The organism is Nitrospira marina (assembly GCF_059568365.1).
The window spans coordinates 703258-729179 of sequence record NZ_JCANTH010000001.1 but is presented as its reverse complement, the minus strand read 5'-3'; the positions used below and the strand labels follow the sequence as shown (position 1 = coordinate 729179).

Below are 25922 nucleotides of genomic sequence, written 5' to 3'. Positions count from 1 at the left end.
TTAGGACGCTCGAAAGGATTGTCCGGCTTGGAGATACTGGTGAATGCCGGCCGCAGACTTTCTTCCTTCTGCAATTGCCCAGACAATCAGTGATGCACCCCGCTTGGTGTCTCCGGTGGCAAACACCCCATCCACACTAGTCATGAAGTGTTCATCAACGACTACATTCCCTCGGGGATCATATTGAAGCCCAAAAGAATCCAGTAGGCCGTTCTTCACCGGCCCGATAAACCCCATCGCCAACAAGACCAGGTCCACATTTATCTTGATCTCGGACCCCGGCACAGGAAGCACCTTCCCATTCTCAAAATTCACACGGGTCGCATGCAAACTAGTCAGATGTCCGTTTTCCCCTGAAAATTTTGTGGTGGCAATACTCCATTCACGATCACACCCTTCCTCGTGGGCATGAGACGTTCGTAATTGCATCGGCCATAAGGGCCATGGTGTCGACACAGCCCGAGTCGGTGGCGGTTGGGGTAGTAACTCGAATTGATGGGCTTCCAGGCACCCTTGACGATGAGCCGTTCCCAGACAATCTGAGCCGGTATCACCACCACCAATAATGACCACCCGTTTGCCCTGAGCCGATATGTGCTCCCCAGGAACGGTATCCCCGGCCACTCGCTTATTCTGCTGGGTCAGATAGTCCATGGCGAGATGAACGCCTTTAAGGTCTCTCCCTGGAACCGGCAATTCTCTCGGTTGCTCAGCTCCCATTGCAAGTAACACGGCATCATATTCATGACGGAGGTCCTGAACGGTGGCGTCCACACCCACACACACGCCAGTCTGAAACGTCACACCCTCCTTTCGCATTTGCTCCAAACGCCGGTCTAATACCCACTTCTCCATTTTGAAATCCGGGATTCCATAGCGAAGCAAGCCTCCAATCCGATCAGCCTTCTCCAAAACTGTCACTTCATGCCCCGTCCGGGCTAATTGTTGTGCCGCGGCCAATCCTGCTGGACCCGACCCGACAATCGCAACGCGCTTCCCGGAAGAACCAACCGGTAACACCGGTTCGACCCAACCTTCCTCAAATCCTTTATCAATAATATTCCATTCAATGACACGAATGGAGACCGGATCGCTATTAATGCCTAACACACATGCCGATTCGCATGGAGCCGGACATAGGCGCCCGGTGAACTCAGGAAAGTTATTGGTCGCATGAAGCGCTTTAAGGGCATCTTTCCATCGACCTCGATGCACGAGATCATTCCATTCCGGGATCAAATTTTCCACAGGACAACCGGCGGGACTTTGGCAAAATGGCACACCACAGTCCATACAGCGGGCCCCTTGAACTTTTAACTTTTCGTCCGGAAATGGGTCATACAATTCCTTCCAATCTAGAACCCGCTCCGCAACCGGCCGTCGTTGAGGTCCTTCCCGTTTATATTTCAAAAACCCACGAGGATCAGCCACGGCTCACCGCCTCACGTTTCCGTTGAGCATGCTCTTTGGCCAAAGCCGTTTTCCGTTCCTGCAGCACTCGCTTGTAATCACTCGGCATGACTTTGACAAATTTCGGCAACATCATATCCCACGATTCCAGCACCCGCTTGGCATTGACACTTTGGGTGTGGCGAAAATGGGCTTCAATCATCGCACGAAGGGTCTGTTGGTCTTCGGATGACACGACAGGCTCTAATTCCACCATGCCCATATTGCAACGTGCAGGGAATTGTCCATCCTCATCTAAGACATAAGCGTCCCCTCCGGACATCCCTGCTGCAAAATTTCGTCCCGTCTTACCCAGAACCACCACCACTCCCCCGGTCATATATTCACACCCATGATCCCCGGTTCCATCGATAACAGCCCGTGCGCCACTATTCCGAACAGCAAACCGTTCTCCCGCAATGCCATAAAAATATCCTTCACCACCGGTCGCCCCATATAAGGACGTGTTCCCAATCAATATCGTGTCTTCCGGCAAATACGTCACTCCTTTCGGGGGAACGACAATAATTGTTCCTCCAGAGAGACCCTTTCCCAAATAGTCATTCGACTCACCTTCCAGAGTCAGCGTAATACCCTTCGACAAAAATGCTCCAAAGGATTGTCCGGCCGATCCGGTAAATTTAATCCGAATCGTGTCGGGAGGAAGCCCTTCCGGCCCATACCGGCGTGCAATGTGGCTTGACAGAACAGTACCAGTGGTCCGGTTCACATTTCGTATGGGCAGATCCAGCGAAACAGGGTCACCCCGGTCAATGGCAGATTGACATAATTCTACCAATTGATTATCTAAAATTTCTTTCAGACCGTGATCTTGTGCTTGCACACAGGAGGTGGCCACTTCAGGTCCGACATTCGGCTTCACCAATAACGGAGATAAATCCAATCCTTTGGCTTTCCAATGATCCACAGCTTTTTGCACTTTGAGCTTGTCCACCCGTCCGATCATCTCGCGCATGGTCCTGAATCCGAGTTTTGACATCAGGGAACGGATCTCTTCTGCCACAAACATAAAGAAGTTCACAACATGTTCTGGTTTTCCCGTAAATTGTTTTCGTAACTCCTCATCTTGGGTAGCCACTCCTACCGGACAGGTATTGAGGTGGCATTTCCTCATCATGATGCATCCTTCAACAATGAGGGGGGCTGTGGAAAAACCGAACTCTTCCGCTCCCAAAAGGGTTGCAATGACCACATCACGCCCAGTTTTCATTTGGCCGTCGGTTTCCACTCGAATTCGTCCACGCAGATTATTGAGCACGAGCGTCTGATGGGTTTCCGCCAGACCTAATTCCCAGGGGACTCCCGCGTACTTAATGGACGATAAGGGAGACGCCCCCGTTCCTCCGGAATCTCCACTTATGAGAACCTTATCGGCATGAGCCTTTGCCACGCCTGCAGCCACGGTTCCAACTCCGACCTCTGCCACGAGTTTTACGGAAATCGCGGCTTCAGGATTGGAATTTTTAAGGTCGAAAATGAGTTGTTTCAGATCTTCGATAGAATAAATATCATGATGGGGTGGGGGAGAGATCAGTTGCACTCCCGGCGTGGAATAACGAAGTTTGGCAATAAATTCATCGACTTTGTGCCCCGGCAATTGCCCGCCCTCGCCGGGCTTGGCACCCTGGGCCATTTTAATTTGCAACTCCTTGGCATTCACCAGGTAATGCGCCGTTACCCCAAAACGACCCGATGCCACTTGCTTAATATAAGAATTCTTGGAATCGCCGTTTGGCAGAGGTGTAAATCGCTCCGGATCCTCACCACCTTCGCCGGTGTTGCTTTTGGCGCCTATGCGATTCATGGCAATGGCCAAAGTCTCATGCGCTTCTTTGCTGATTGCCCCAAACGACATGGCTCCGGTAGTAAATCGCTTCACAATTTCGCTGGCAGGCTCCACGTCTTCAAGAGCGACCGGTTCGCCCGCCCAGTTAAACTCAAACAGTCCGCGAAGATTGGAGCGTCGTTGATCCTCTTTATTCACCAGGGTTGAAAAATCCGCATAGGCTTTGGCATCATTCGCACGCGAGGCATGCTGAAGTTTGTAAATGGTTTCAGGATTCCAATTATGGTGCTCTCCCTGAATCCGGTAATGAATCTCGCCACCAAAATCCAGGTGCCGCATCGGGACCGGACGATAAGCCAGCGCATGTCGGCGCAAGGTCTCTTCCCCCACCTCACTGAGACCAATTCCTTCGATCCGTGAAGCCGTTCCGGTAAAGAACCGATCAATCAGTTCGCTATTCAGGCCAATGGCCTCAAAAATTTGAGCTCCACAATAGGACTGGACTGTGGAAATTCCCATCTTCGAGAATATCTTCAGTAATCCTTTATTGACCGCCTTAATGAACTTTGATTCGGCCGTTGCCGCATCCACGCTTTCAGGAAAATACCCCTCCCGTTCCATATCCACAAGGGACTCAAACACCAAATAAGGATTGATGGCCCCGGCTCCATAACCGATAAGACAGGCGAAATGATGCACATCACGCGGTTCACCTGTTTCCAGAATCAGCCCGACCTCCGTCCGGGTTTCTTCTCGAACCAGATGATGATGCACAGCCGAAACACCTAGTAGACTAGGTATGGGCGCCCACTCGGCATTGACACCTCTATCGCTCAAAATGAGAAACTTTTCGCCATCCTTAATGGCTTTCGAGGCTTGCTGGCATAATTGATCAAGAGCGGCCGCCATGCCCTCAGGTCCTTCCGCAACTTTAAAAAGCAAGGACAGTGTCTTACTTTTAAAGTGAGGATCCCCAATCATGCGAATCTTTTGCAGATCAACATTGCTAAGGATCGGTTGCTGCAATTTGATTCTTCGGCATGCCTCTGGAATCTCTGCAATGACATTCGGTTTTGGCCCGATGTTGGTGACAAGAGACATCACCAGATGCTCACGGATCGGGTCGATAGGAGGATTCGTCACTTGCGCAAACAATTGTTTGAAGTATTTAAAAAGAAGTTGCGGCCGTTCGGACAACACGGCTAAAGGGGTATCCGTTCCCATTGAAGAAATAGGCTCTTCCCCGGTGACTGCCATTGGAATCAACACCATTTTCAACTCTTCCACGGTGAACCCGAAAGCTTGTTGACGTTGGCGCAGCGTCGGGTGATCGGGTTGCGGCACATTGAGTGGCTCAGGCAGTTCATCTAAGGATACCCGATATTGCGTTAACCATTGTCGATAGGGCTTCCGTTTGGTGATATCGGCTTTAATTTCCTCGTCGTCGAGAATACGTCCTTGGACGGTATCCACAACAAACATGCGACCCGGTTGCAGACGTCCCTTCATGCGAATGGTCTTCGGATCCGCCGGAAGCACTCCCGCCTCCGAAGCCAACACCACGACATCATCCTTGGTGATTTGATAACGACAGGGACGCAGACCATTCCGATCCAAGGTGGCACCCACGAGCTTTCCATCCGTAAAGCACACCGCCGCGGGTCCATCCCACGGTTCCATCACCGCCGCGTGATATTCATAAAACCCTCGGCGGTCAAAATCCATTTGCGGATTTCCCACCCACGGTTCCGGAATCAGCATCATCATGGCATGGGGCAAGGACCGGCCAGCCATTACCAAAAATTCTATGGCGTTATCCAAACAGGCCGAATCGCTTTGCGTGGAATCATCAATGATGGGAAATAACTTTTTGAGATCATCCCCGAACAGATCAGAGGCAAGCCTTCCCTGTCGGGCCCGCATCCAATTGACATTCCCTTTCAAAGTATTAATTTCGCCGTTATGGACGGAGTAGCGGTAGGGATGGGCTAAGGCCCAGGTCGGAAACGTGTTGGTACTAAAACGAGAATGCACCAGTGCCAACGCCGACGTAAATGTGGGATCCGCAAGATCGGGATAAAACAGTGCAACTTGTTCCGGCAACAGCATCCCCTTATAGACAATCGTGTTTCCGGACAAACTGGAGATATAGACCCATTCCTTCCCGGGGAGAGCTGATTCGCGAATGGCACGGGTTATTCGTTTACGAATGACATACAGTTTGCGTTCAAACTGCATGGGATTCAGTAATTCACGTGCCACAAAAAACTGTCGAATGACGGGCATCGTTTGTCGGGCTTGATCCCCGATTTGATCCTCTTTGGCCGGCACATCCCGCCACCCCAAAAAATGCTGCCCCTCTTCACGTACGATCGTTTCAAAGATGGCTTCGCACTGTTGCCTGGTCCTGGCATCCTGCGGCAAAAATACCATGCCGACCCCATAGGCTCCGGCTACAGGAAGGTCGACGCCCGTTTCGGCGGCAACCCGATGAAAAAACTCGTGGGGTATCTGAGAGAGAATTCCTGCTCCATCACCGGTACATGGGTCACACCCTTGTGCTCCCCGATGAGTGAGATTTTTATTGACTTCCAGACCCTTCTCTATGATGTCATGTGATTTTTGCCCCTTCATATGGGCCACAAACCCGATTCCACAGCCATCATGCTCATTTCCGGGATGGTAGAGGCCTTGAACTGAAGGCAATCCAGGGAGATTCCACACTGGTTGATTAGTCACCTGTTTCACGTTTCACCTATAATGTTGTTGGCCATCATCAAAAAGGAGATTAAGGCACGCTACCCCTTAATAGAGTCTCTATGGGCCATGGTGTCGTTGTGTGGTCCCGGAGAGCGACGGAAGAAAAGGGAAGTCTAAAACAAAATTGTAAACGACAAGATTAATGGATGGTCAAAAAATCTGTCAAGACGATCCATTTTCCGGTACGCAATATTTCCCTCACATGCATGCGGGTTTTCAAAAAATGCTGATTGATTTCCAAGCTATGGTTCAGCTTGACAATCCACAGGCTAGCCCCTAGTATCGCCGCCATGCATCAGGAACCAGCCCTTAGAGACCTGGAGTCCATGGAGGATGTGTGGGAAGCCTTTCGGCCGGACCTCATTGAGGTTGAAAGCCAAATTACCACACACCTGGAATCGCATGCCCCCCTCATCAATACCGTCGCTGGGCATATCTTTGCCAGCGGAGGAAAACGCATCCGCCCCCTGCTCCTGATTCTCTGTGCCCGCCTCTGTGGATTTCTTCAAAAAGATTTTTTGTTGCTGGGCAGTCTCGTCGAATTTATCCATACGGCCACGTTGCTACATGACGATGTGTTAGACGAAGCCGATCTTAGACGGGGACAACCCACTGCGAGAAAAATCTGGGGCAATCAAGCCAGTATTCTGGTGGGGGATTATTTATATTCCCAGGCCATGGCCCTAATTGCCACCTTTCACAACCATGGTATCAACGAAGCCTTAGCGGATGCTTGCCGAAAGATGGCAGAAGGGGAAGTCCTTCAACTCTGCGCCAACAGTCAACCCCACCTCTCGGAGGCCGCCTATCTCAAAATTGTTGAATATAAAACTGCTGCCCTGGTCGCTGCCTCCTGTAAGGTCGGGGCGATCGTGGGAGGTGCCTCGATAGAAGAACAAGCCGCCCTCTATCGGTTTGGCTACCATCTTGGAATGGCATTCCAATTGGCTGATGATCGCTTGGATTATTCCGCAGATCGTGCAAAGCTCGGCAAAGCCCTTGGTCAGGATATTCGCCAGGGTATGATTACCATTCCCCTACTTCACCTTCTCCAGACTTGTTCCCCTCAAGACAACCAATGGATCACTGAAAAGATCTTAGCACATGCCATAGAGGATGAGGACGTCACGAAAATCATCCAATTAATGCAGAAACAAGGTTCTCTGTCCTATTCCACTGCTCGAGCGCGAGAATACGTAGAAGCCGCGGCCCTCGACCTTGAACCGTTCCCCGCCTGCATGGCCAAACGCTCTCTCTCTATCACCGCCTGCTACATGGTCAACCGCGACCAATAGCATCACCCCCTGACATTCCTGCTGGTTTTTAGTGGAAATCCATCGTATTTAGCTTTTAAATATCACACAACGTTGTTTTAAAAAACACGTCTCACTCGTTTATCATAATGACCATGTCCGAGCGATTTTTGAGGATGCCGGGTTTCGCCCCCGCGGTCGAGCCACTTTTGTTTCGGCAAAAGTGGCCAAAACCATTGACGCCCAGTCCGACCTCATCAGAATAGGACGGTCGCGGGATAAAGAAGGGCGGTCCAACTCGCTGCGCTCAGACAAGGCCCGCCAAGAAAGAAGAACGCCCGTCCCCCTGGTCGGACAGCAGGCGTCGTAAACAAATGAACACCACACCATGAATGAAGTGGCTGACAGGCGCTTTTCCGAAGGCGCGGAGCAAATTGCGAGTTCCAGTTTTGGCTCAAAAAATGGACAGGAAGGATCTCAACTACCAATCCATATAACAGAATGGGGTATTCGGTAATATTTTTGGCTTGGTGTGTTAGTTCATAGTCATTTGATCTATCACCTAACGGATCGGGCTTACCTAAGTTGTACGACTCCAACGGCCTTATCTATGCCTTCAACTTTCATCTTATAAGACCCACCCTGATTGTAGATTAGGACCGAGGGCATGAAGCTATAGTGATAATGATACCAATATTCCGTCTGCTGCCAGATTTGTTCGTTTAACAGCTTAACGATCGTCTCTCCTTCCCAACCCTCGAAATCTCCATCGATCTGGCTTTTGATTACATTGGGGACTGCTCGGCTCGGCGGCGCTTGCTTAACAGTTTCCTTGGCGCCCTCAGCCTTGCCGAAATCGAACCCGTTGCGGAAGGTCTGGATTAGAGCTAGACGTAGCGCCTCCTTCTCTTCGGGGGTTAACTTGGTGATACCCAGGGCCAACTGCTGTGATGATGTCAATAACTTATCGAGGGTGATTTCCGGGTACGTTTTGGCCCACGAAATCGCTGGGAAGTGCAAAGCGATTACAATCGTACATGCGAGACATCGTTTCATCATTTCAGATGTCACGCCTGCCGTCCGGCCCCATGGGTGGACGGTCAAAAAATCGGTGGGACTTGTCTGAGCGGAGCGAGTTGGCCCGCCATAAGTAAGGGACATTATCTCACAGTCTCCCCTGGCCTCGTGGTGTGGCCGAGCAGTGCAACCGACACCGGAGAAAAGGCGCGCAGTGTTTGAGCGCAGCGAGTTTGCGCGCCGCCGGAGTCGGCGAACCGCGCAGGGGACCCGAAGGGCCACACCACGGCCAACATGGTTTTGGCTACTTTTGTCGAAACAAAAGTGGCTCGGCTGCCGGGCCGAGACCCGGCATTTTAAGATATTGATCGGAAATTAAATACGCAAGCTACCTGAAGGCACCTTGGCGATAAAGACGCCAGAATGTCGTGAGCCCGGCCCAAATGGGATGTCGCCGCTGAGCGGGGGTCAATTCAATTTTCACTCCGGAATGCCGTTCGATTTTCCAGATAAGGTAGTCCGCCCCCCCTTGGAACGTAAAGGCGGCTTTCATAAGCCGCAAAACAGATAACACCTTCCCCTGAACTTTTCGAACAGCCCAGGCTATGCGATTCTTGATATATTCCCACCTGGAATGTTCCATCTCATACATAGTTATGTCATCCCGCTGAATGACCTTGATCTTTGGGAAATTTCCTAAAAAGGTCGCATGGGCGACTTGTTCATAATAAGCGTGGTTACTGTCCCACAATGTTACAATTCGCCCTTTTGATTCGGCACGCAATTCGGCGCCATAACTGAGGGTCAAACCAATACTCCATGCATCCTTGGCAGAAAATTTTTGTGGCATTCGCGGAATCACGTTCCCCAAAAAGGTTAAGACCGCCCTGCCCAGCGCTAAGATAATTCGTTGACTCATCGCTTGGTTCGGACATGCCATCACAGCCGTCGGCTGCGCGAAGCGCCCCCAAAAGTATGAATGAAACCACTTTGGAGTCACACTTCGCTCGAAATCCTCTAACGAGAGCACGGCATATTTCATACGAACGATTCGCCCTTCCAGGTTCACTTCTCCATAGAACACATTCGGTGGGAGCCAACGATTGAGGAGGGCTAACCAAATAGACGGGTAGACCGAGGCATACTGATCCACAATGACATAACAATCCACTAATCCGTCCTGATCCGTTCCCGCCCGCAAGCACGAGCCATACAATAAGATTCCTTGAACCGCCTGCCCGTATTTTGTAGCCAGAAAATTTCCCGCTGCTTGAATGGACGCAGGAATGGGTCGAGTGCTCGGTTGGCTAACGATTTCGAGGACTGATAGAGAACCGTCCATAACAGTTATTCGGTCTTCAGCCTGACAAATGACAGCTCGCCGGGAGAATCCAGGGTTAGAGGCTCTTCAGGCATGGAAGAGGCGTACACTTCGCCATCCAAGACAAATCCACTGTTAAACACCAAGCGAAGCTCTGAGAGGTTTTCACTGTCATAGCCATGTTCTGTCGTTGCTAAAGGATGCGTCGTTCCACGAAACAAGGTTGGTAAGACACGCCACAAATAGCGGTACGGCACTCGAAGACTCGTATAGTGTAAAGGCCAGGATTGCTTGCCCCAAAACGGCTTCATCCCTAAAAATAAGCGATTCAAGGTGGTGACCAGCAAGACTAAATACTCATGCTGGAGAGGTGCTGATTCTCCAGTTGCCACACCCACCGTGATCGGATTCAATCCTTTTCGGGACCCGGTGGCCAACGCCAATAAAAATTTCAACAGAATCAACCCTGCCCCCCATTCCCCTAACCGGCCTATCGACTGTTTGGTTTCGAGGCCTAGTTGGGTCCCATGATAAATGGCTCCGGCCCCGAAAAACATTCCATGCAGGGGCTCGCGGTTTTCTGGAAATCGAATACGAAGAACCGGTCGTGTTTCAAACGATAATCTCGGAGTCATGGCTTCGGCCTGTACTAACAATTGGTCAAGCGTGTTTGGCTCAAATTTCCCTAAACCCACATCCCCCGCAATCAGATTAGCCGTCCCTGAGGGCAACACAGCCAACCGGGGCATGACAGCAAAAGGACGATAATGAAACAAAGCTCCCAGGGTGGCTTGAATGGTCCCATCCCCTCCATTGACGACCACACAATTCACCTGACGGTCAGCAAACATCTTCAGCGATTCTAGGATATCTGCAGGCGTGTTGACCTCAGCCCGCTGCACTTCTGGGTATTTGGTGTAAATTTCTTGAAAAAGGTCCGGCTTCCGCCTATTACGACCACTCAACGAATTATGAAGGATCCCCACATGCATCGTAGACCAGTCCAACCGACCTCAAGCGACGGCAAGGATGAAATAGGAATTATTGACATTGGGGAATAGGGGCAAGACGTAAAGATCTGTAAAGTCCACATGAAAGATCATTTGATCGTGACCGGAGGATTAGTAAACATTCTCACCGCCAGGGAATTTCGATTGACTGGATCGATCTCAGCCAACCAGGAAGTGAGGCCACCCATCCTGGCTTTCCCCCAACCCGCCATAAGAAGTCTCGCGATTAGAATCAGGGTTGAGCCCACCGTCCAAATGGCCACAGCCTCCAAGCCCAAATCAGGACGTCCAAAAAGAAGACTGGCTGTTAAGAGGATAAGATTAGGATTACGCCGGGCCGTGACAAGCCTGAAATAGGAATCCAGGGGTTTCCAACAAAAGATGACAAATCCCCCCAACCACCATTGAAAAATTCCTTCAACCATGCGTCCCAACACATATCCGATCAAAATGATTGCAATGGTGGTTTCCACCGTCAACCAGGAGAGCAAAGGGGCAAATGCGGTGAGACCCACTCCCCAAGCTAAATACCAAAGTGGAGGGTGAATTAAATCAATGCCATGATCAAAAATATTCCCCCATTTACTGGAGGTCACCGTTACTCGCGCTAGTTTTCCGTCCACCGTATCGAGAAACGTCATGATCCAGCCCAGGACAAGTCCCCAGAAAAACTGCCCAAAAGTGAACAACACGCCTGCTGCAATAACAAGTAATAAGCTCAGCGACGTTACCTGATTAGGCGAAATCCCCCAAAGCGCACAAAGCCGGGTGGCCCATTTGGCCGGAACGGGCCAAAGAAACTTCGTCACCAGATCAGTGACGCCTTTATACGATCCCGTAAATAAATGTTCTTCCAAAGCCACACGGTTATTTTCGCGAATGGGGAACACATAGGGATGATCAGTTTTTCGCAATTCGTTGGAAAAGGAAATCGAAAGATCCTGCAATGTCACAGATTGTAGGTTTGCAACATCTCGTGTGTGTTCTTGTTGAATCCCATCACACGTTGCGACAGCCAAGGAGGAATCCACATGAGCCACAACCGGGCATAATCCGGTTTGGGCCTCAACTTCCAGAACAACATTGGGTTGCTTTAAGAGAAAGGAGAATATTCGCGCATCAAATAAATAGTCCCCTCTCATAATCAGAAGCGAATGATCGGATGGAAGGTCGTTGAGATTATTGAGAAAATTCCCAACCCCCAATCGACTTAACATGCGTTGATACCGGATACGAGAGGTCAAATTCCACAAACGGATATTCGGATCCTTGATAATATATGCAGACACAGTCATTGAACTACCACGCCTTATTCCCCTTATACATTAATCAATAATACAGTCGACCGATTTTCCCATCCTATTAACTGACCGTTTCAAATATGATTGCGACCATAATCCCGTCTATGGCTGCAATCGGCATTCATTTCAACAAATCCCACTTGCATATGCCTGAATTCGTATGCAACTTGCCTATACCTCATCAAAGAAATACCTATACATAACATCGACCATTACCAGACACCCATAGCGAACGAAATAGCCGTTGATCATGCACGATCTCTATGCCTACTTTCCACTACTTTTCAATTGAGATAACGCCGCCACAACACAAAAGTGACAAGAGACAACAGGAGGAAGGGAGCGGCCGTGGTTAATAGAGGAGAGGCTCCGAACAGAATCCCAACATGCTTAGAAATTTCCATCATCAAATAATACCCCAGACCGACCAGGGATCCAATAAATACCCTCTTTCCCGCTGCAGACATTCGCAAGGGACCGAAAACAAACGGGATGGCCACCAAGATCATAAGCCCGGTATTCAAGGGCATAAAAATTTTGTCCCAAAAGCTTAACTCATATCTCAGAAAATTTTGTTTTTTTCGTTTTAAGATTTTCATGTATTGGTAAAGCTCGGAAGGGGCCAATGTGGAAGAAGGAAGAGTCAATAACCGGACTTCATTCTGTTTAAGCGGAGAGTCCCATTCCAGACTCTCTATCTGCTCCTGGGAAACACTATATCCGTGAATGACCTGCTTTTTGATATTTCTCAGAATCCATTTCTGAGAATTGACAATTTCTGCCTCTTGAGCATGCATATAGAAATCTAATTGTCCGGCATCATTAAATTCAAAAATATCAAGGCCTTGGGGACTCTCTCCGTAGCGAATCTGATGAATCCTGATAAAGCGTCTTCCCTCACGAAACCAAAAGCCCTGCTTTCCCTTATATGCCCCAGAATCCGACAATGCCATTGATCGCTTAAAATAGGCCTCCTGGTCCAGGGGGGGATTGACAACCTCTTCAAGAAAGCCCACGAGTAAAATAAAACATGCTCCAACCTTCATCACTGCCCCGGCAATTTGGTAGGGAGAAACTCCAGCGGCCTGCATCGCGATGAGCTCCCGGCCATTGGCAAGGCTCCCTAAGGCCATAATACTCCCTAACAACGCCACAAACGGGGCGAGAAACACCAACCGGGTTGGCAGGGTCAGCAATAAAAACTCACCAGCGCTCCAAAAGGTATAGCGCCCCTTACCCACGTCATCCAGCTCTTCAACAAATACGATTAAACTGAAGACCGCCAAAAATATGGCCAGCACAGGAAAATACCCTTTCAGTAAACTGACCGCCAGATACCGATTGAGAATTTTCATGAAATTATCGTAAAACCCGCCAGATACGCCATTTCCTACTTACTGCCTCTGTTCAAAAAGTCTGAGAATCGTGAGAGAGTATGAAACCGGGATTTTTTAGGACATGCCTCGGGTGAATCGCGAGGGCGCCAACCAATATGCCAATAAGGCTCCAAAGACAATAACAATCCACCAAAGTCCCGGAATAATGGGGAGTATGCCCTGTTCAACAAGATTTCTCACCATCAGCCCCGTAAAGTAATAGACTGAAAAAATTACCGTCGCTGTGAAAATTTTGGCGTATTTGCCCTGCCTCGGTGAAGCGCGACTCAACGGCACTCCCAGCAGCCCCATGAGAATAGCCGAAAAAGGGGCTAAAAACCTCCATTGCAGTTCTGTGATATCCTTGCGAGAATCAGATTTTAGTAAATTTTTGGTGGATTCGGCCTTGCGTTTATACTCCGCCACAAGCTCCCGAGGATAAATCGCCATCCGTGAAAAACTAGAAATGTGCTTGATCTCCCCCTCCCTTGTCAGTTTATATTCGAACCCATCAAAGAGAACAGGAATCGAGATGCCACTTTGGGGATCAAGTTGCTCTTGAGCTGTCTTTGCTGAAAAGACTTGCAACGTCTCTCTATGTTCACTTTGAACAAACACCTCACTTAATTTTTGGTGACGTTCATCAATTTCCTCTGCGAAAAAAACCAAGGATCCATTACGTCGTTCATAAAAATGCCCGGCATCCAAATTGCTCAAACGAAATCCAGCCTCTCCTTCATCTTTTAATCGATAAATTTCTTCATAGGCCAATGGACGCAGATATAAAGAAAAGATGCTGACAAGGACAGCCACCAAACAGGAAAGGGAAAAAACCGTAAGGAGGATCCGATATGGATTAACACCACACGCCATAAAGGCTTTCATTTCAGAGTCGGTATATAATCGGCCAAACCCCAAAATAACGCCGAAATACAACGAAATGGGAATGAGGACTTCAAGCGCGATTCCCACTTTTAACGCAATTAACGTGAGAATCATATTTGCCGGCAACAGGGCATTGACGGCTTTGGCTAAAAATGTGACCCAACTATATCCGGCAAATAACGCCACTAAAAGTCCACAGACTACGGCTGATGGCTTCAGGACTTCGCGAATTAAATATTTGACTAACATCACACGACCCTCAGCCCAACGGTGCACATGGAATATCTCATACTTAGGAGACCTGCAACGATGAAAGCCGTAATATTAAGTGCTGGCCAGGGAAAACGGTTACTCCCGCACACGGCCGATAAACCCAAATGTACCGTTCCTGTCAATGGCCTACCCATTGTGAAACGGCAAATCCAAGCACTCCTTCGCGCGGGAATCGATTCCATTCACATTGTGGTCGGATTTGGAGCTGAAAAGGTTGAAGCTCTTTTAACCGACGAAATTGCCTCTGGCTCTGTCCGCACCATCTATAATCCATTTTTTGCAATGGCAGATAATTTGATGAGCTGTTGGGCGGCTCGGGACGACATGAGTCAGGATTTCCTTTTAATAAATGGGGATACCCTATTTGAAGCAGCCGTTCTTGATGGTCTGTTGCAGGCTCCCTCTACTTCCATCACCTTAGTGACCGATGAGAAAATTCGCTACGATGCTGACGACATGAAAGTCATCGTACGTGGCTCACAATTGGATCGAATTGGCAAAACCCTGCCCATCGAACAGGTGAACGGAGAGTCCATCGGCATGATACGATTTCAGGGCAATGGACCTAAAATCTTTCTTTCCACGTTAGACCAACGAATTCGCAAACCGGAGGCGCTCAAGCAATGGTATTTATCACTCATCGACGAATTAGCCCAACAAGGTCATGTGTCGACCTTTTGCATCAAAGGGTTGAAGTGGGCTGAGATCGACAATCCTTCTGATTTAGAACAAGCGGAACGTTTATTCAAAGATTAGCAATCACGAAAATCCCTTTCATTGGTTGCTCACGCTAGCTGATTGTTGCGAAATTCGGATCTGCCAACACCTGCGATGTACCATACAACCATTCCCTCCTAGAAGGTTTCTTGTCGTTTCGCCAAGATTTCTTCCGCTAAGGAAAGATCTTCAGGAGTATCCACATCGATGGCCGCTTCAGGAAACGGAAGCAGCACTTCTTGCACATGAAGATCGAGCTTTTGCCCCAGCCGTCTCAGGGCTTCCGCAAGGGATAACCAACCAAGCACATAGCGGACCAAAGCCGGCCCCCCGAGCGTTCGAATCAGGCGAAGGGGATGCTTGCGCTCACGCTCAATCCGGCTCCAAAACTCCACCATTCGCTTAGCCTTTGGTGTACAGAGAACAAATAAATTGCATCCACAGAACCCTCCGCCCGTCAGTCGAGTAACCGTTCGCTTGGATTGGGGATAGGACGCCACAACCAGGGAATACGGCACCAGACCTACGGCCACATCCATCTGCTTATCCTGGGCTTCACGCAGAAAATAATTAACCATTTCTGGTGTTAACAGGGCATGGTCCGCCGTCGTGACCAGGACAGGGAATTCCTGAGGATGATCATTGAGAAACCTCGCAACGCTGAGACTCGGACCCTGTGCAGGTTCCACCCACTGGACCGCTCCTGACGCAATCAATTTCCGTAAAAACGAATTATCTTGGACCGTTTCCCAGGAAGGCCCGCATAAAATTCTTTTTCCCACTCCGTCCGATTGGGCTAAGGTCTCTAATACACGGGAGATCATAGGTTCCCCACCAACCTGCGCCAGAACCTTATTGGCTACCCCTGCCATCCGGGCCACTGGGTCTCGACCGGTTCTGGCACCAGCTAATACCAGAGCCGTGACAGATTGGTGTTCAAGTCCCATATGTCCTCATGAAACAGATATCTGCGATCATTGAAGATGCTTCTCATAAATTCTATAGGTCTTGTATGGTTCGGCTCCGAGTGATTCCAGGATGTGACGCATGCGTTTGTTCCCTTCCAAAATCCAGGAAGTTTCGATCTGCTGGATATTTTTACGAAGGCCAGCTTCTCTCACAGCTTCAATCAACCCATAGGCCATCGCCGCCCCGATGGGACTGGATTGGAATCGTTTACGCACTCCCATTAAGGCAACCCGAGCCGACCGCGGATAGGTAGCTTTCAATCGCCATAAGATTTTTAGCCACCCCCATGGGAACAACTGCCCATTGAGATCTCGAATGACCTCATGAATATTGGGAAAGGCAACCAACATCGCCGTCGGCTCTCCATCGATTTCAGCGATCTGCACAAAATCATCTTCGACCAAAAGCTTAAGCTGCTGGCCGATCTCGGCAAATTCAGCATCGGTAAATGGAAGAAACCCCCAATTGTCTGACCAGGCCTCTTCGAAAATATCCTTGATAATCGCCAAATCCTCTTTCAGATGCTTTCGCCGTAACGGACGAATGCGCATCGAGGTTTTCGCCTTTTTGAGAAACAGGGACACTCCCGGGGGAAAATTAAAATGTATTCCAATCCGATAGGCTAGAAGGTCTTGGGCCTTTTCATAGGCATTTCGTTCAACCAATTGCGCGTAGTAAGGTCTGGCATGGCCCATCATAATCATGGGCGGCGAATCGAATCCATCGACCAACAAACCACATTCCTGATTGATGGACAAATTAAACGGCCCCCGAACATTCGTCATTCCATGAGTCTGAAGCCAGGTTTCGGCAGTCTGGAACAGCGCCTGAAAGACACTGTCCTCCTCCTCTGCTTCAAGCAAGCCAAAAAACCCCGTCTGATCCTGATATTTGCCGAGATGCAGGTCGTCGATCTGAGCACAGATTCGCCCAACAGGTTCCTGCCCGCGATAGGCTAGCCAACATTGCCAACGAGCATGCTGAAAATACGGATTTTTCGGGGAAAAAGTATGAAGCCGCTCAAGCCATAAAGGAGGAATCCAATGAGGATCTGAGTCGTACAATTTCCAGGGAAGACGAATAAATTCTTTGAAGGCGGCCCGGTCGGCGACCGGTTCAACACGAATCAAAACGCCTTTCCCCACCCATCTTGGAACACCACTCGAGTCCAGGGAAACTGGATTCGTGAGCCGAAATGAGGGTCACTATTCGGAATGGCCATGCGTCTCTTATGGCTTCTGTTCGGATAGTTGGGCCACCCAGGGATAGTGGGATCGTTCCTGATCCGCATATCCCAGGTTGGAAACAGTCTGACTGAACGGAACGTCTTCGGCATTCCCATACTCACTTCCGAATATCCGATCACAGAACAGACTCGTGATGCCAAAGTTTCCTTTTTCATTATGAAAATGATGCAGTAAATGGTGTCGCTTGACCCGCCGTAAAAATCTATTCTTGGGACTCACACGTAAATGCTGCATGCAATGGCAGAGTTCATACACCATAAAACACGCCAATCCTGTCGCAAAAGAAAGAGCAGCCCCTACCCAGCCCCCAAGACTCATTCCGATGGGGAAGGTGGCCACAACAATCGTCGGCAGGGTGGTTGAACCTGCTCCAAACAACACCTGCAAATCATTGGGATCTTGGTGATGATCATAGTGAATCCGTTTCCACAAAGCTGCCGTCCATGGCGACCGATAGAGATATCGCCCATGTAAAATAAACCGATGTACAGCATATTCCACGAATGGGTAAGCCACCAGAGTCCCCACGATACTTCCTGCCACACGCAATGGCGAGACAGGGAAATAAGGGAAAAGCACGAAGGCCCCGATAAGACTACAAGCCAATAACACCGCATATATTTGAATACTTGGGTATAGGACGTACGCCCACATCAGATCGCGAAACGTCATGCGATCAAGGAGATATTTTTCACGATACCATTGACTGGTTAACACCCTAGAGCCTCCATCCCTTATCTGCATTTGTCCATTGCCATCAATCCACCCTCACCAAACTCGCCAGGGAATTTCCCATACACCGATTATAGAAACCTTCAGAAGAACCCACAAGAATACCCAATTCTAAAACCATACCTCCAATTGGAAGCCTGCAGAAATCATGGACAAAATCCTTAATTTCCCTCAGCAATGCACAAACACCTGACTCACTCCTCTTTGGATTCAATGCCTAACCTTGCCACATGATAATGTTGAAACCCCGTTCTGACACAAAAGCTGTGCTATATTTCGACGTGACGCACAGGATGACAACATAGGCCTATGGGAACGAGGAGGGCTCCATTGCCTCATAGACACAAGGATAACTCTTTGGGTATAAGGGCGTGCTCATGAACACCACGATGAAAAAATTTGGGTATCCAAACGCCTGCCTCAAAGAGTTTTCCCATTGGGTTGTGCTCTTACGCCCCCAACAGGTAACCCTTGGCTCACTGGTCTTAATTTGTCGAGAGGAAGCTACCGCATTTTCCCAAATTAGTGCGGAGGCATTTACAGAACTGCCAAAGATCATAAGTGAGATTGAGGCGAGTGTCTCACGCACATTTGCCTATAGCAAAATAAATTACCTCATGTTGATGATGGTTGACCCAGAGGTTCATTTTCATGTCATTCCCCGATATGACACACCTCGATTATTTTCTCAACAGCAATTCCTTGACCACGGATGGCCTGGGCCACCACTTCTTAAAAATGCGAATGACATATCGGAAGAGGTATATCAAAACATTTTAAGTCATCTCAAAAATAGCTGGATTCACGAGTTCAACGTCTAGTTGTAAATACTTAAAAACCTTATAAAGTGTGTTGCAAAATAGACTCAATTTGCGGTTTTTTTACTACAACTTAATGTGAATAGAAAAATTTGTTTTCACTTTTCCTTCGTTCTTAGCAATTAACCAACAAAAAATAATGGCATTGCAATTGCTTACTTAGTTAAATGCTTTTTAGCAAACAATTGGGAATAATGCTGCCTTTAATCCTTGAGATAGAATGAACGCTACACCAACTCATCACCAACTCAGACTAAAACATGGGAATTTCTCCACCCTTTCAGAGGCCCTTGACTATGCGGCTGCAGGAGAAACCGGCTGTAATTTTTATTCAGGGAGGGGCAAACTCACCCACGTCCTGACATATGCCGATCTGAAACAACAGGCGCAAAATCTTGCTAGAAGATTGAACGGATTGGAATTATCACGAGGGGCTCGGGTAGCTCTCATTGCTGATACCACCCCAGATTTCATTCGATTCTTTTTTGCCTGTCAGTATGCGGGACTGATTCCAGTTCCTCTCCCGATTTCATTGCACTTAGGGGGGCATCAGGCATACGTCACCCAACTTAGACGGCTCCTCGATAGCTGCCAAGCCTCTATCGCCATGGCACCTGAAGGCTTCTTGCCATTTTTGGAGGAAGCAGCAACCGGGTTGAACCTGGTCCTCATTGGAGGGCCCGAAACATTTGCCTCACTAGAAGAAGTTCAAGGTCCCCTCAGCCCACTTGAGCCTCAAGAATTAGCCTATATTCAATACACTTCCGGCAGCACCCGTTGGCCCAGAGGGGTCGAGGTCACCCAAGCGGCCGTGATGACCAATCTCTCCGGAATCATTCAGCATGGCTTACAGGTTCAACCTGGCGATCGTTGCGTCTCCTGGCTTCCCTTCTACCATGATATGGGATTGGTCGGATTCGTTCTTGGTCCAATCGCTTCCCAGCTTTCAGTTGATTATCTGAGCACACGCGATTTTGCCATGCGACCGCGTCAGTGGCTGGATTTAATGACGAAGAGTCGGGCGACAATTTCATTCAGCCCCTCTTTTGGATACGAGCTCTGCGTGCGAAGACTGGGCGAAGATTTTAATGAACACTATGATCTCAGCTCTTGGCGAATTGCCGGTGCCGGAGCAGAAACCATTCGTGCCGATAGTCTCTCACGTTTTGCCAAAACTCTGAAGACCAGCGGGTTTAAACCAGAAGCATTTCTGGCCTGCTATGGGATGGCTGAATGCTCTTTGGCAATTAGCTTTGCTCCCTTGAACAAAGGCCTCGAGGTCGACAGAGTTGACGCAAATCAGCTTTCCAATAACAGACTAGCCATGCCCTTTGTTCCATTCTCGACTGATGAGGAGCAGGCTCGATGCAGCAAATTTGTCAATTGCGGAGTTCCTCTCCCCGGATATGAAGTCGAAATTCGAAATATGACGGGAGAGGTCGTTAATGAACGAGAAAGTGGAATTATTTTTGTTCGTGGGGCAAGCACCATGACGGGATACTTCAATGATCCCATCTTGACCCAGGAGGTTCTTTCCACCGATGGCTGGCTCAATACGGGCGACATCGGCTATTGGGTCGAAAACAGCCTCGTCATTATTGGTCGTTCCAAAGATATGATTATCATTAATGGCCGAAATATCTGGCCTCAGGACTTAGAATTCATGGCAGAGCAACAGGCGGAAGTACGACCAGGTGATTCATCCGCTTTTTCCGTTTCCACACCAGACGGCCATGAGATCGCGATCATGGTGGTTCAATGTCGCGAAATGGATAACAAAAAACGAGAAGACTTGGTTCAACGCCTACGTTCCTTAGTGCACAAAGAGTTGTCTATTCCATGTTACATTGAACTCATCCCACCAAGGACACTTCCACGGACGTCATCTGGAAAACTCTCTCGATCTCGTGCCAAAGCGGACTTCCTCACCCGCATTCAGTGGGAAGAGGTAACTACACACTTGTCTACCACCGCTAGGTCTGCCTAAAACCAGGCACCTTTCCTCAGACGTCCTCCACGGTCTATGCGCAATACCGTTGCCCTAACCGGGGCTTCCGGTTTCATTGGGGGAGTCATCGCACAACATTTAAGGATGGGCGGATGGCATGTGCGTGGACTCGCGCGCTCTCCCCGCCAGGCTCAACAGCTCGAGGACGTGGGAATCACACCGGTCCAAGGCCAATTGGGAGATCCTGCCAGCCTGTTAACCCTAGTCAAAGACTCGGTTGGTGTCATTCACTGTGCAGGAGCGATTCGCGGTGTGAGTCGAGAAGACTTCTTTCCGACCAACGTGATGGGAGTCTCTAACCTAATTCAAGCCTGCCTTGCACAGTCCTCTCTTCCACATTTTGTTCTTCTCTCATCTCTCGCCGCTCGTGAGCCATCACTCTCACCATATGCATGGAGTAAGTATGAAGGTGAATCTGTTTTAAACCGTGAGGCGGGTTTACTGAAGTGGAGTATTTTTCGTCCACCTGCCGTCTATGGACCGAAGGACCGTGCGCTACTCCCTCTCTTTACCTTGTTACGCAAAGGGATTGGGGTTCAACTCGGGCCCTCCCAAGCCAAATTCTCCTTAATTCATGTCGAGGATCTCGCCAACGCTATTCTTCATTGGCTAAAAAACGGAGACCCACCCTTTCAGACCTTTGAGATTGATGATGGCTTCCCTGGGGGATATTCCTGGGGAGATATTTTTCGTCTTTCCAACCCTCGCCTCCGCCTGTGCTTGCGTATTCCACCAAGCCTGTTACAGATGGGAGGGACAATTAATGAAATAAGTTCCCGCCTCTTTGGATATACTCCCCTTTTCACCCGAGGGAAGGTTGCTGAACTTCTCCACCAAAATTGGGTCTGTAATAGTTCTCACGCGACGCAGACCCTTGGCTGGACGCCGCAAATCAGCCTCAAAGAAGGCTTGCGTCGGTTGTTCACATCGGATAGGCTCATGCCATTCCACAGGAATTAGCACGGGTTTGTTCTCTTCATCCATTAAAAAGGCTATTATATGCTGAGTTATTCCGACATCCTTCCCCAACTGTTCGACACTCTCAAGCCTTTTACCAAACAGGGATTTCGGTTAAAAGAATCAACCGAGCTGGTCGCAGAACTGGGATTGGATTCCTTACAAGTCATGCAAGTCCTTTTAAAAATTGAAGATCACTTTGATATTTCCATCCCTCTGAACAATCTTCCCAATATCCGAACAGTCAAGGACCTTGGTGAAGAGATTGAGAAGTTGCTGAAAGGGTAATCATGTCACTATTTGACAAATTTCTTCCCATTCAAGAAGCCAGAAACGAGTTACTCAAAAGTGGGGTGAACCCCTTTCACGTCACCGTCGAAAAAATCATTTCTCCGACAGAAGCCATTATCAACGGTTGCAAGACTATCCTGGTTGGTACCAATAATTACTTAGGATTGACCTTTCATCCCGACTCCATACTAGCCGGCCAACAGGCGCTTGCCCAGGAAGGAACAGGCACCACCGGATCGAGGATGGCCAATGGATCTTTTGCAAGCCACAAGGCGCTGGAAAACGCCATCGCGGATTTCTATGGTGCGCCCTATGCGATTGTCTTTTCCACAGGCTACCAGGCCAATCTTGGAGTGCTTTCTGCTCTTGCAGGCCCAGGGGACACTATTTTGATAGATGGGGACTCCCATGCCAGCATTTATGATGGATGCCGACTTGGAGGCGCAGAGGTTATCCGGTTTAAACATAACGACGTGGCAGATTTGGAGAAACGGCTCCGCCGATTGGGGGACCGAAGTTATCGGACCTTAATTGTCGTTGAAGGCATTTATAGCATGCTGGGAGATCGAGCTCCGTTGACTGAAATCGTTGAAGTGAAGAAAAAATATGGGGCCACTCTGATCGTTGATGAAGCGCATTCGTTGGGGGTACTCGGACAACATGGCCGTGGCTTAGCCGAAGAAACAGGAGTCGAACAGGACGTCGATTGTATTGTCGGGACATTCAGCAAAAGCCTGGGCTCGACGGGGGGGTTCGGCGTAAGCTTCCATCCCGAATTCGAATTAATCCGATACACCAGTCGACCCTATATTTTCACCGCTTCCCCATGCCCCTCAGTTGTTGCTTCGACACGAGCAACCATCCGCATCATCCAGACTCACCCAGAACTCCGTCAGCATCTGTGGGCCAATTCTCGGAATTTGTATGAGGGGTTGACGAAGAGTGGGTACAAGCTTGGGGCAGAGGTAGGACCTATTATTGCCGCAATGGTCCCCAATAAAGAATTGGCTCTCGCCATGTGGCAACAACTCTTGGAAAATGGGATTTATGTCAACCTCATGATTCCTCCTGCCACTCCAAATGGCGAATGTCTCTTGCGATGCAGTGTGAGCGCCGCTCATACACACAAACAAATTGAAAAAATTATTTCGGCATTTGCTGATTTGTCTCATGAAACTGACACCCACATCAGCCCTGCTGACTTACAACCAGATGCAACCCTCAATTAAAAAAATGCTAGCGTTTCGATTACCTATCGACACAACAATCCTGATCATTCCCAAAATGTCCAATGTCACGTCACCGCTCTAGACCCAACGGCATCAGGGTAATACCCGAAAAAATCATCTTGGAGGGTAGAGAAGGCATAGCTTCCTCTGGAAAAACTCCCGTTCGAATTTTCGTTGGAAGCGAATCGGCCCAAGGCCGAGCCGAACGCATACTCATCTGGTCGATTGAACAGGTTCGGGATCCGGCTCGAGTATACGAAATTTATCTCATGAAGGAATTAAAGGGATTTGACCGACGAAAATGGCTCACGGGATTTACAAATTATCGTTTTGCGATCCCGGCATTTGCGGGCCAGGCAGGGCGAGCGATTTACAACGATGTCGATCAAATCTACCTGGCTGATCCTGGAACATTATTCGACCACGATTTGAACGATCATGGCTTTCTCTCCATTGCACCGAATGATACTTCGGTGATGGTCATGGATTGCCAAAAAATGGCTGCCATCTGGTCCCTTGAGGCGGCAAAATTCGAGAAAAAAAACGCGCTGGTGCAGCGCGCCTTGGAAGTACCCAACCTCTGGGGTCCATTGGAACCCGAATGGAATGCCCGTGATGAAGAATATCGGCCCGGACAATCTAAAGTCCTCCATTATACGGCTCTCCATACGCAACCTTGGCAGCCTTTTCCTCAGGAATTTGTATACCAGAAAAGTCTTGAGGGCGATGTTTGGTTTGATTTGGAGCACAGTGCCAATCAAAGAGGATTCCTTGTATTTTCTCGAAAACATCCCTCCTCCCTCTTTACAGAATTTGCTAAACAGACAAGAGAGCTCGGGAATATTTCCCCGGCAAAACCATCTCCTTTCCAGGATGTCGCGACCATACACGAACTTCAGGAAGCAATGTGCACCCTCCAAGCCAAGTCGCTTCTGTATTGTCATTTTGGGCAACTGATCGAAAGTGTTCCCGAACACCTTCGGGCCACAGACCTTTCCGTATTAACCATGACCACAATGGATCTTTGTCAGGAAAACTCTGGCCCTCTGGCTTCCCGACAATTCGACCTGGTCCTGTCACCCGGGGGGCTTCATCTCATCCCAGATGAAGATATCCCGTGGGTTATCGAAGAAATGTTTAACCGTGCACATGGCATGGTCTATATGGCCATAGAAATCACTAACCCCGATCAATCCTATGAAGCTGAAACTCCTCACGCCCGCTTGAAACAAAATATTAACCGGTGGATGAGTCACCTTGAATCAATTGGCGCCCGCTATCCGGCTATTCACTGGAAGATTGTGTTCAACACAAAAACACCTAAGGGAATTCATCAAAGATTTATCCGCTGCGGAGGCCATTGGATCGGTTCTCCCCCACGAACCTGGATACTCTCAGACGGCAAAGTTGGACATACCACTCAATCAGAAGTACTCGCGAAGTCGTTGGGGTGGCCTTATGAAATTAAACAGTTGCGATTCTATGGATGGCATAAAATCCAAAAACTCGTATGGGGATTATTCCCTCCAAATTTGATAGGCATAGATAGAGTTCACTCTTCCCCTCTCTGCCCCCCATGGCCAGACCTCGTGATTTCTACCGGATGGCGACCGGCACCAATTGCCAGATGGATTCGTGAACAAAGCCAGGGGAAAACACGCATCATTCAATTGGGGCGAAAAGGAGGGTGTTCCGCTGACTTATTTGATGTGGTCATTACTCCGTCCTATTACGGCTTCCCTCCACATCCACACCGCATCGAGACGGTGGCCCCCTTGAACGAATTAACCCAGGACAGTTTGGATAGGGTGAAGCAGCGATGGCCAAATCTTTTCGACAACGCTCCCCATCCTCGCATCGTCTTCGTCGTGGGAGGTGCCACTGCACGGTTCAAATTTACCCCCGATATGGCTCGCACGATTGGAGGCCAACTCAAACACCTGGCGCAAAAATGCCATGGAAAAATTTTTGCCGTCACGTCTCCCAGAACGGGAAAAGACCTGATTCACGCTCTTGAGTCAACATTACTCCCTGACCATGTTGTGCATAAATGGAAGCCGAACCAGCCTGATAACCCTTATTTCGCCTATTTGGCCGGTGCCGATGTCATTATCGTCACGGGTGAAAGCGAATCCATGTTGGCTGAGGCGGCTTCTCTGGGCAAGCCGGTTTATATTGTCCCACTTCTGGAAAATTCCCCAACGTGGAAAGTACGGCTCAGTGAAAAGATTATTCAACGAGCCCAATCCCAGCCCTTGAATAAAAGGGGAACGGCTCGTCCACAGCAGGGTTTAGAACGGCTTTGCGCTCGATTGATTCGTGCGGGTTTGGTGCAACCACGTCGAAATCTCACCATGCTGCATGATTCCCTTATTAAGAATGGGATAGCCCGGCCGTTCGGTGAACCCATTACAAACGGAACACGCCCACAATTAAAGGAAACGGAAACGGTCGCCCGAAAAGTCAAAGCCACTCTTGGAATCTTTGATCACCTATAACTAA

General features: G+C 49.1%; 19 protein-coding genes. 8 read left to right on the top strand and 11 right to left on the bottom strand.

Going from position 1 to position 25922, the window contains the following annotated elements:
• Both LX98_RS03120 and gltB read right to left on the bottom strand, forming a co-directional pair.
• Positions 1–1431 carry a glutamate synthase small subunit gene (locus LX98_RS03120; protein ID WP_496427502.1) on the bottom strand — a complete coding sequence of 477 codons (1431 nt, stop codon included), beginning with the start codon at positions 1429–1431 and terminating at the stop codon, positions 1–3.
• The gene (gene gltB, locus LX98_RS03115) at positions 1424–5995 is read right to left on the bottom strand and encodes a glutamate synthase large subunit (RefSeq protein WP_496427501.1); all 4572 of its coding nucleotides are present in this window, start codon (positions 5993–5995) and stop codon (positions 1424–1426) included. Before gltB ends, LX98_RS03120 begins: the two co-directional genes overlap by 8 nt.
• Positions 5996–6306: 311 nt before the next feature.
• On the opposite strand from gltB, the gene LX98_RS03110 reads away from it, so the two are divergent.
• Positions 6307–7311 carry a polyprenyl synthetase family protein gene (locus tag LX98_RS03110; RefSeq protein ID WP_312643727.1) on the top strand — a complete coding sequence of 335 codons (1005 nt, stop codon included), beginning with the start codon at positions 6307–6309 and terminating at the stop codon, positions 7309–7311.
• 534 nt (positions 7312–7845) lie between these two features.
• Here LX98_RS03110 and LX98_RS03105 read toward each other — a convergent pair.
• From LX98_RS03105 to lptF, 6 genes are all read right to left on the bottom strand, one after another.
• Complete coding sequence (locus LX98_RS03105; protein WP_496427500.1) at positions 7846–8430, bottom strand: hypothetical protein; 585 nt, start codon at positions 8428–8430, stop codon at positions 7846–7848.
• A gap of 244 nt (positions 8431–8674) precedes the next feature.
• Positions 8675–9628, bottom strand: a complete 954-nt coding sequence (locus LX98_RS03100; RefSeq protein ID WP_496427499.1) for a hypothetical protein — start codon at positions 9626–9628, stop codon at positions 8675–8677.
• A 5-nt stretch (positions 9629–9633) separates the two neighbouring features.
• Entirely contained in the window at positions 9634–10599 is a 966-nt protein-coding gene (locus tag LX98_RS03095) for a diacylglycerol kinase family protein (protein WP_496427498.1), read from the bottom strand.
• Positions 10600–10706: 107 nt separating this feature from the next.
• A complete protein-coding gene (locus tag LX98_RS03090; RefSeq protein ID WP_496427497.1) occupies positions 10707–11912 on the bottom strand; it encodes a CDP-alcohol phosphatidyltransferase family protein in 1206 nt (401 codons plus the stop codon).
• Between the two features lie 290 nt (positions 11913–12202).
• Complete coding sequence (gene lptG, locus LX98_RS03085; RefSeq protein WP_496427496.1) at positions 12203–13273, bottom strand: LPS export ABC transporter permease LptG; 1071 nt, start codon at positions 13271–13273, stop codon at positions 12203–12205.
• Between the two features lie 96 nt (positions 13274–13369).
• The gene (gene lptF, locus LX98_RS03080) at positions 13370–14455 is read right to left on the bottom strand and encodes an LPS export ABC transporter permease LptF (protein WP_496427495.1); all 1086 of its coding nucleotides are present in this window, start codon (positions 14453–14455) and stop codon (positions 13370–13372) included.
• A gap of 33 nt (positions 14456–14488) precedes the next feature.
• Between lptF and LX98_RS03075 the strand changes: the two genes are divergently transcribed.
• Positions 14489–15208 (top strand): NTP transferase domain-containing protein, encoded by a 720-nt coding sequence (locus LX98_RS03075; RefSeq protein WP_496427494.1) that lies wholly within the window; start codon positions 14489–14491, stop codon positions 15206–15208.
• 98 nt (positions 15209–15306) lie between these two features.
• Here the strand turns inward: LX98_RS03075 and LX98_RS03070 are convergent, their stop codons facing one another.
• The 3 genes from LX98_RS03070 to LX98_RS03060 all read right to left on the bottom strand — a co-directional run bounded on the left by LX98_RS03070 (position 15307) and on the right by LX98_RS03060 (position 18102).
• Complete coding sequence (locus LX98_RS03070) at positions 15307–16116, bottom strand: NTP transferase domain-containing protein (protein ID WP_496427493.1); 810 nt, start codon at positions 16114–16116, stop codon at positions 15307–15309.
• A gap of 27 nt (positions 16117–16143) precedes the next feature.
• The gene (locus LX98_RS03065; RefSeq protein ID WP_496427492.1) at positions 16144–17268 is read right to left on the bottom strand and encodes a GNAT family N-acetyltransferase; all 1125 of its coding nucleotides are present in this window, start codon (positions 17266–17268) and stop codon (positions 16144–16146) included.
• A gap of 99 nt (positions 17269–17367) precedes the next feature.
• Positions 17368–18102 carry a sterol desaturase family protein gene (locus LX98_RS03060; protein WP_496427491.1) on the bottom strand — a complete coding sequence of 245 codons (735 nt, stop codon included), beginning with the start codon at positions 18100–18102 and terminating at the stop codon, positions 17368–17370.
• 392 nt (positions 18103–18494) lie between these two features.
• On the opposite strand from LX98_RS03060, the gene LX98_RS03055 reads away from it, so the two are divergent.
• The 6 genes from LX98_RS03055 to LX98_RS03030 all read left to right on the top strand — a co-directional run bounded on the left by LX98_RS03055 (position 18495) and on the right by LX98_RS03030 (position 25918).
• The gene (locus tag LX98_RS03055) at positions 18495–18938 is read left to right on the top strand and encodes an HIT domain-containing protein (RefSeq protein ID WP_496427490.1); all 444 of its coding nucleotides are present in this window, start codon (positions 18495–18497) and stop codon (positions 18936–18938) included.
• Between the two features lie 217 nt (positions 18939–19155).
• Positions 19156–20922: a fatty acyl-AMP ligase gene (locus LX98_RS03050; protein WP_496427489.1), complete on the top strand. Its 1767-nt coding sequence runs from the start codon at positions 19156–19158 to the stop codon at positions 20920–20922.
• 36 nt (positions 20923–20958) lie between these two features.
• The gene (locus LX98_RS03045; protein WP_496427488.1) at positions 20959–21903 is read left to right on the top strand and encodes an NAD-dependent epimerase/dehydratase family protein; all 945 of its coding nucleotides are present in this window, start codon (positions 20959–20961) and stop codon (positions 21901–21903) included.
• A gap of 39 nt (positions 21904–21942) precedes the next feature.
• Positions 21943–22188 (top strand): phosphopantetheine-binding protein, encoded by a 246-nt coding sequence (locus tag LX98_RS03040; RefSeq protein WP_496427487.1) that lies wholly within the window; start codon positions 21943–21945, stop codon positions 22186–22188.
• Between the two features lie 2 nt (positions 22189–22190).
• Positions 22191–23420 (top strand): serine palmitoyltransferase, encoded by a 1230-nt coding sequence (gene spt, locus LX98_RS03035; RefSeq protein WP_496427486.1) that lies wholly within the window; start codon positions 22191–22193, stop codon positions 23418–23420.
• Between the two features lie 119 nt (positions 23421–23539).
• Positions 23540–25918 carry an ELM1/GtrOC1 family putative glycosyltransferase gene (locus LX98_RS03030; RefSeq protein WP_496427485.1) on the top strand — a complete coding sequence of 793 codons (2379 nt, stop codon included), beginning with the start codon at positions 23540–23542 and terminating at the stop codon, positions 25916–25918.
• Positions 25919–25922: the final 4 nt, after the last annotated feature.

Excerpts from the sequence above, each read along its gene's own strand:
- LX98_RS03110 (WP_312643727.1), top strand. The coding sequence starts at position 6,307 with ATGCATCAGGAACCAGCCCTTAGAGACCTGGAGTCCATGGAGGATGTG.
- LX98_RS03105 (WP_496427500.1), bottom strand. The coding sequence starts at position 8,430 with ATGTCCCTTACTTATGGCGGGCCAACTCGCTCCGCTCAGACAAGTCCC.
- LX98_RS03100 (WP_496427499.1), bottom strand. The coding sequence starts at position 9,628 with ATGGACGGTTCTCTATCAGTCCTCGAAATCGTTAGCCAACCGAGCACT.
- LX98_RS03095 (WP_496427498.1), bottom strand. The coding sequence starts at position 10,599 with ATGCATGTGGGGATCCTTCATAATTCGTTGAGTGGTCGTAATAGGCGG.
- LX98_RS03090 (WP_496427497.1), bottom strand. The coding sequence starts at position 11,912 with ATGACTGTGTCTGCATATATTATCAAGGATCCGAATATCCGTTTGTGG.
- lptG (WP_496427496.1), bottom strand. The coding sequence starts at position 13,273 with ATGAAAATTCTCAATCGGTATCTGGCGGTCAGTTTACTGAAAGGGTAT.
- LX98_RS03075 (WP_496427494.1), top strand. The coding sequence starts at position 14,489 with ATGAAAGCCGTAATATTAAGTGCTGGCCAGGGAAAACGGTTACTCCCG.
- LX98_RS03070 (WP_496427493.1), bottom strand. The coding sequence starts at position 16,116 with ATGGGACTTGAACACCAATCTGTCACGGCTCTGGTATTAGCTGGTGCC.
- LX98_RS03055 (WP_496427490.1), top strand. The coding sequence starts at position 18,495 with ATGAACACCACGATGAAAAAATTTGGGTATCCAAACGCCTGCCTCAAA.
- LX98_RS03050 (WP_496427489.1), top strand. The coding sequence starts at position 19,156 with ATGAACGCTACACCAACTCATCACCAACTCAGACTAAAACATGGGAAT.
- LX98_RS03045 (WP_496427488.1), top strand. The coding sequence starts at position 20,959 with ATGCGCAATACCGTTGCCCTAACCGGGGCTTCCGGTTTCATTGGGGGA.
- LX98_RS03040 (WP_496427487.1), top strand. The coding sequence starts at position 21,943 with ATGCTGAGTTATTCCGACATCCTTCCCCAACTGTTCGACACTCTCAAG.
- spt (WP_496427486.1), top strand. The coding sequence starts at position 22,191 with ATGTCACTATTTGACAAATTTCTTCCCATTCAAGAAGCCAGAAACGAG.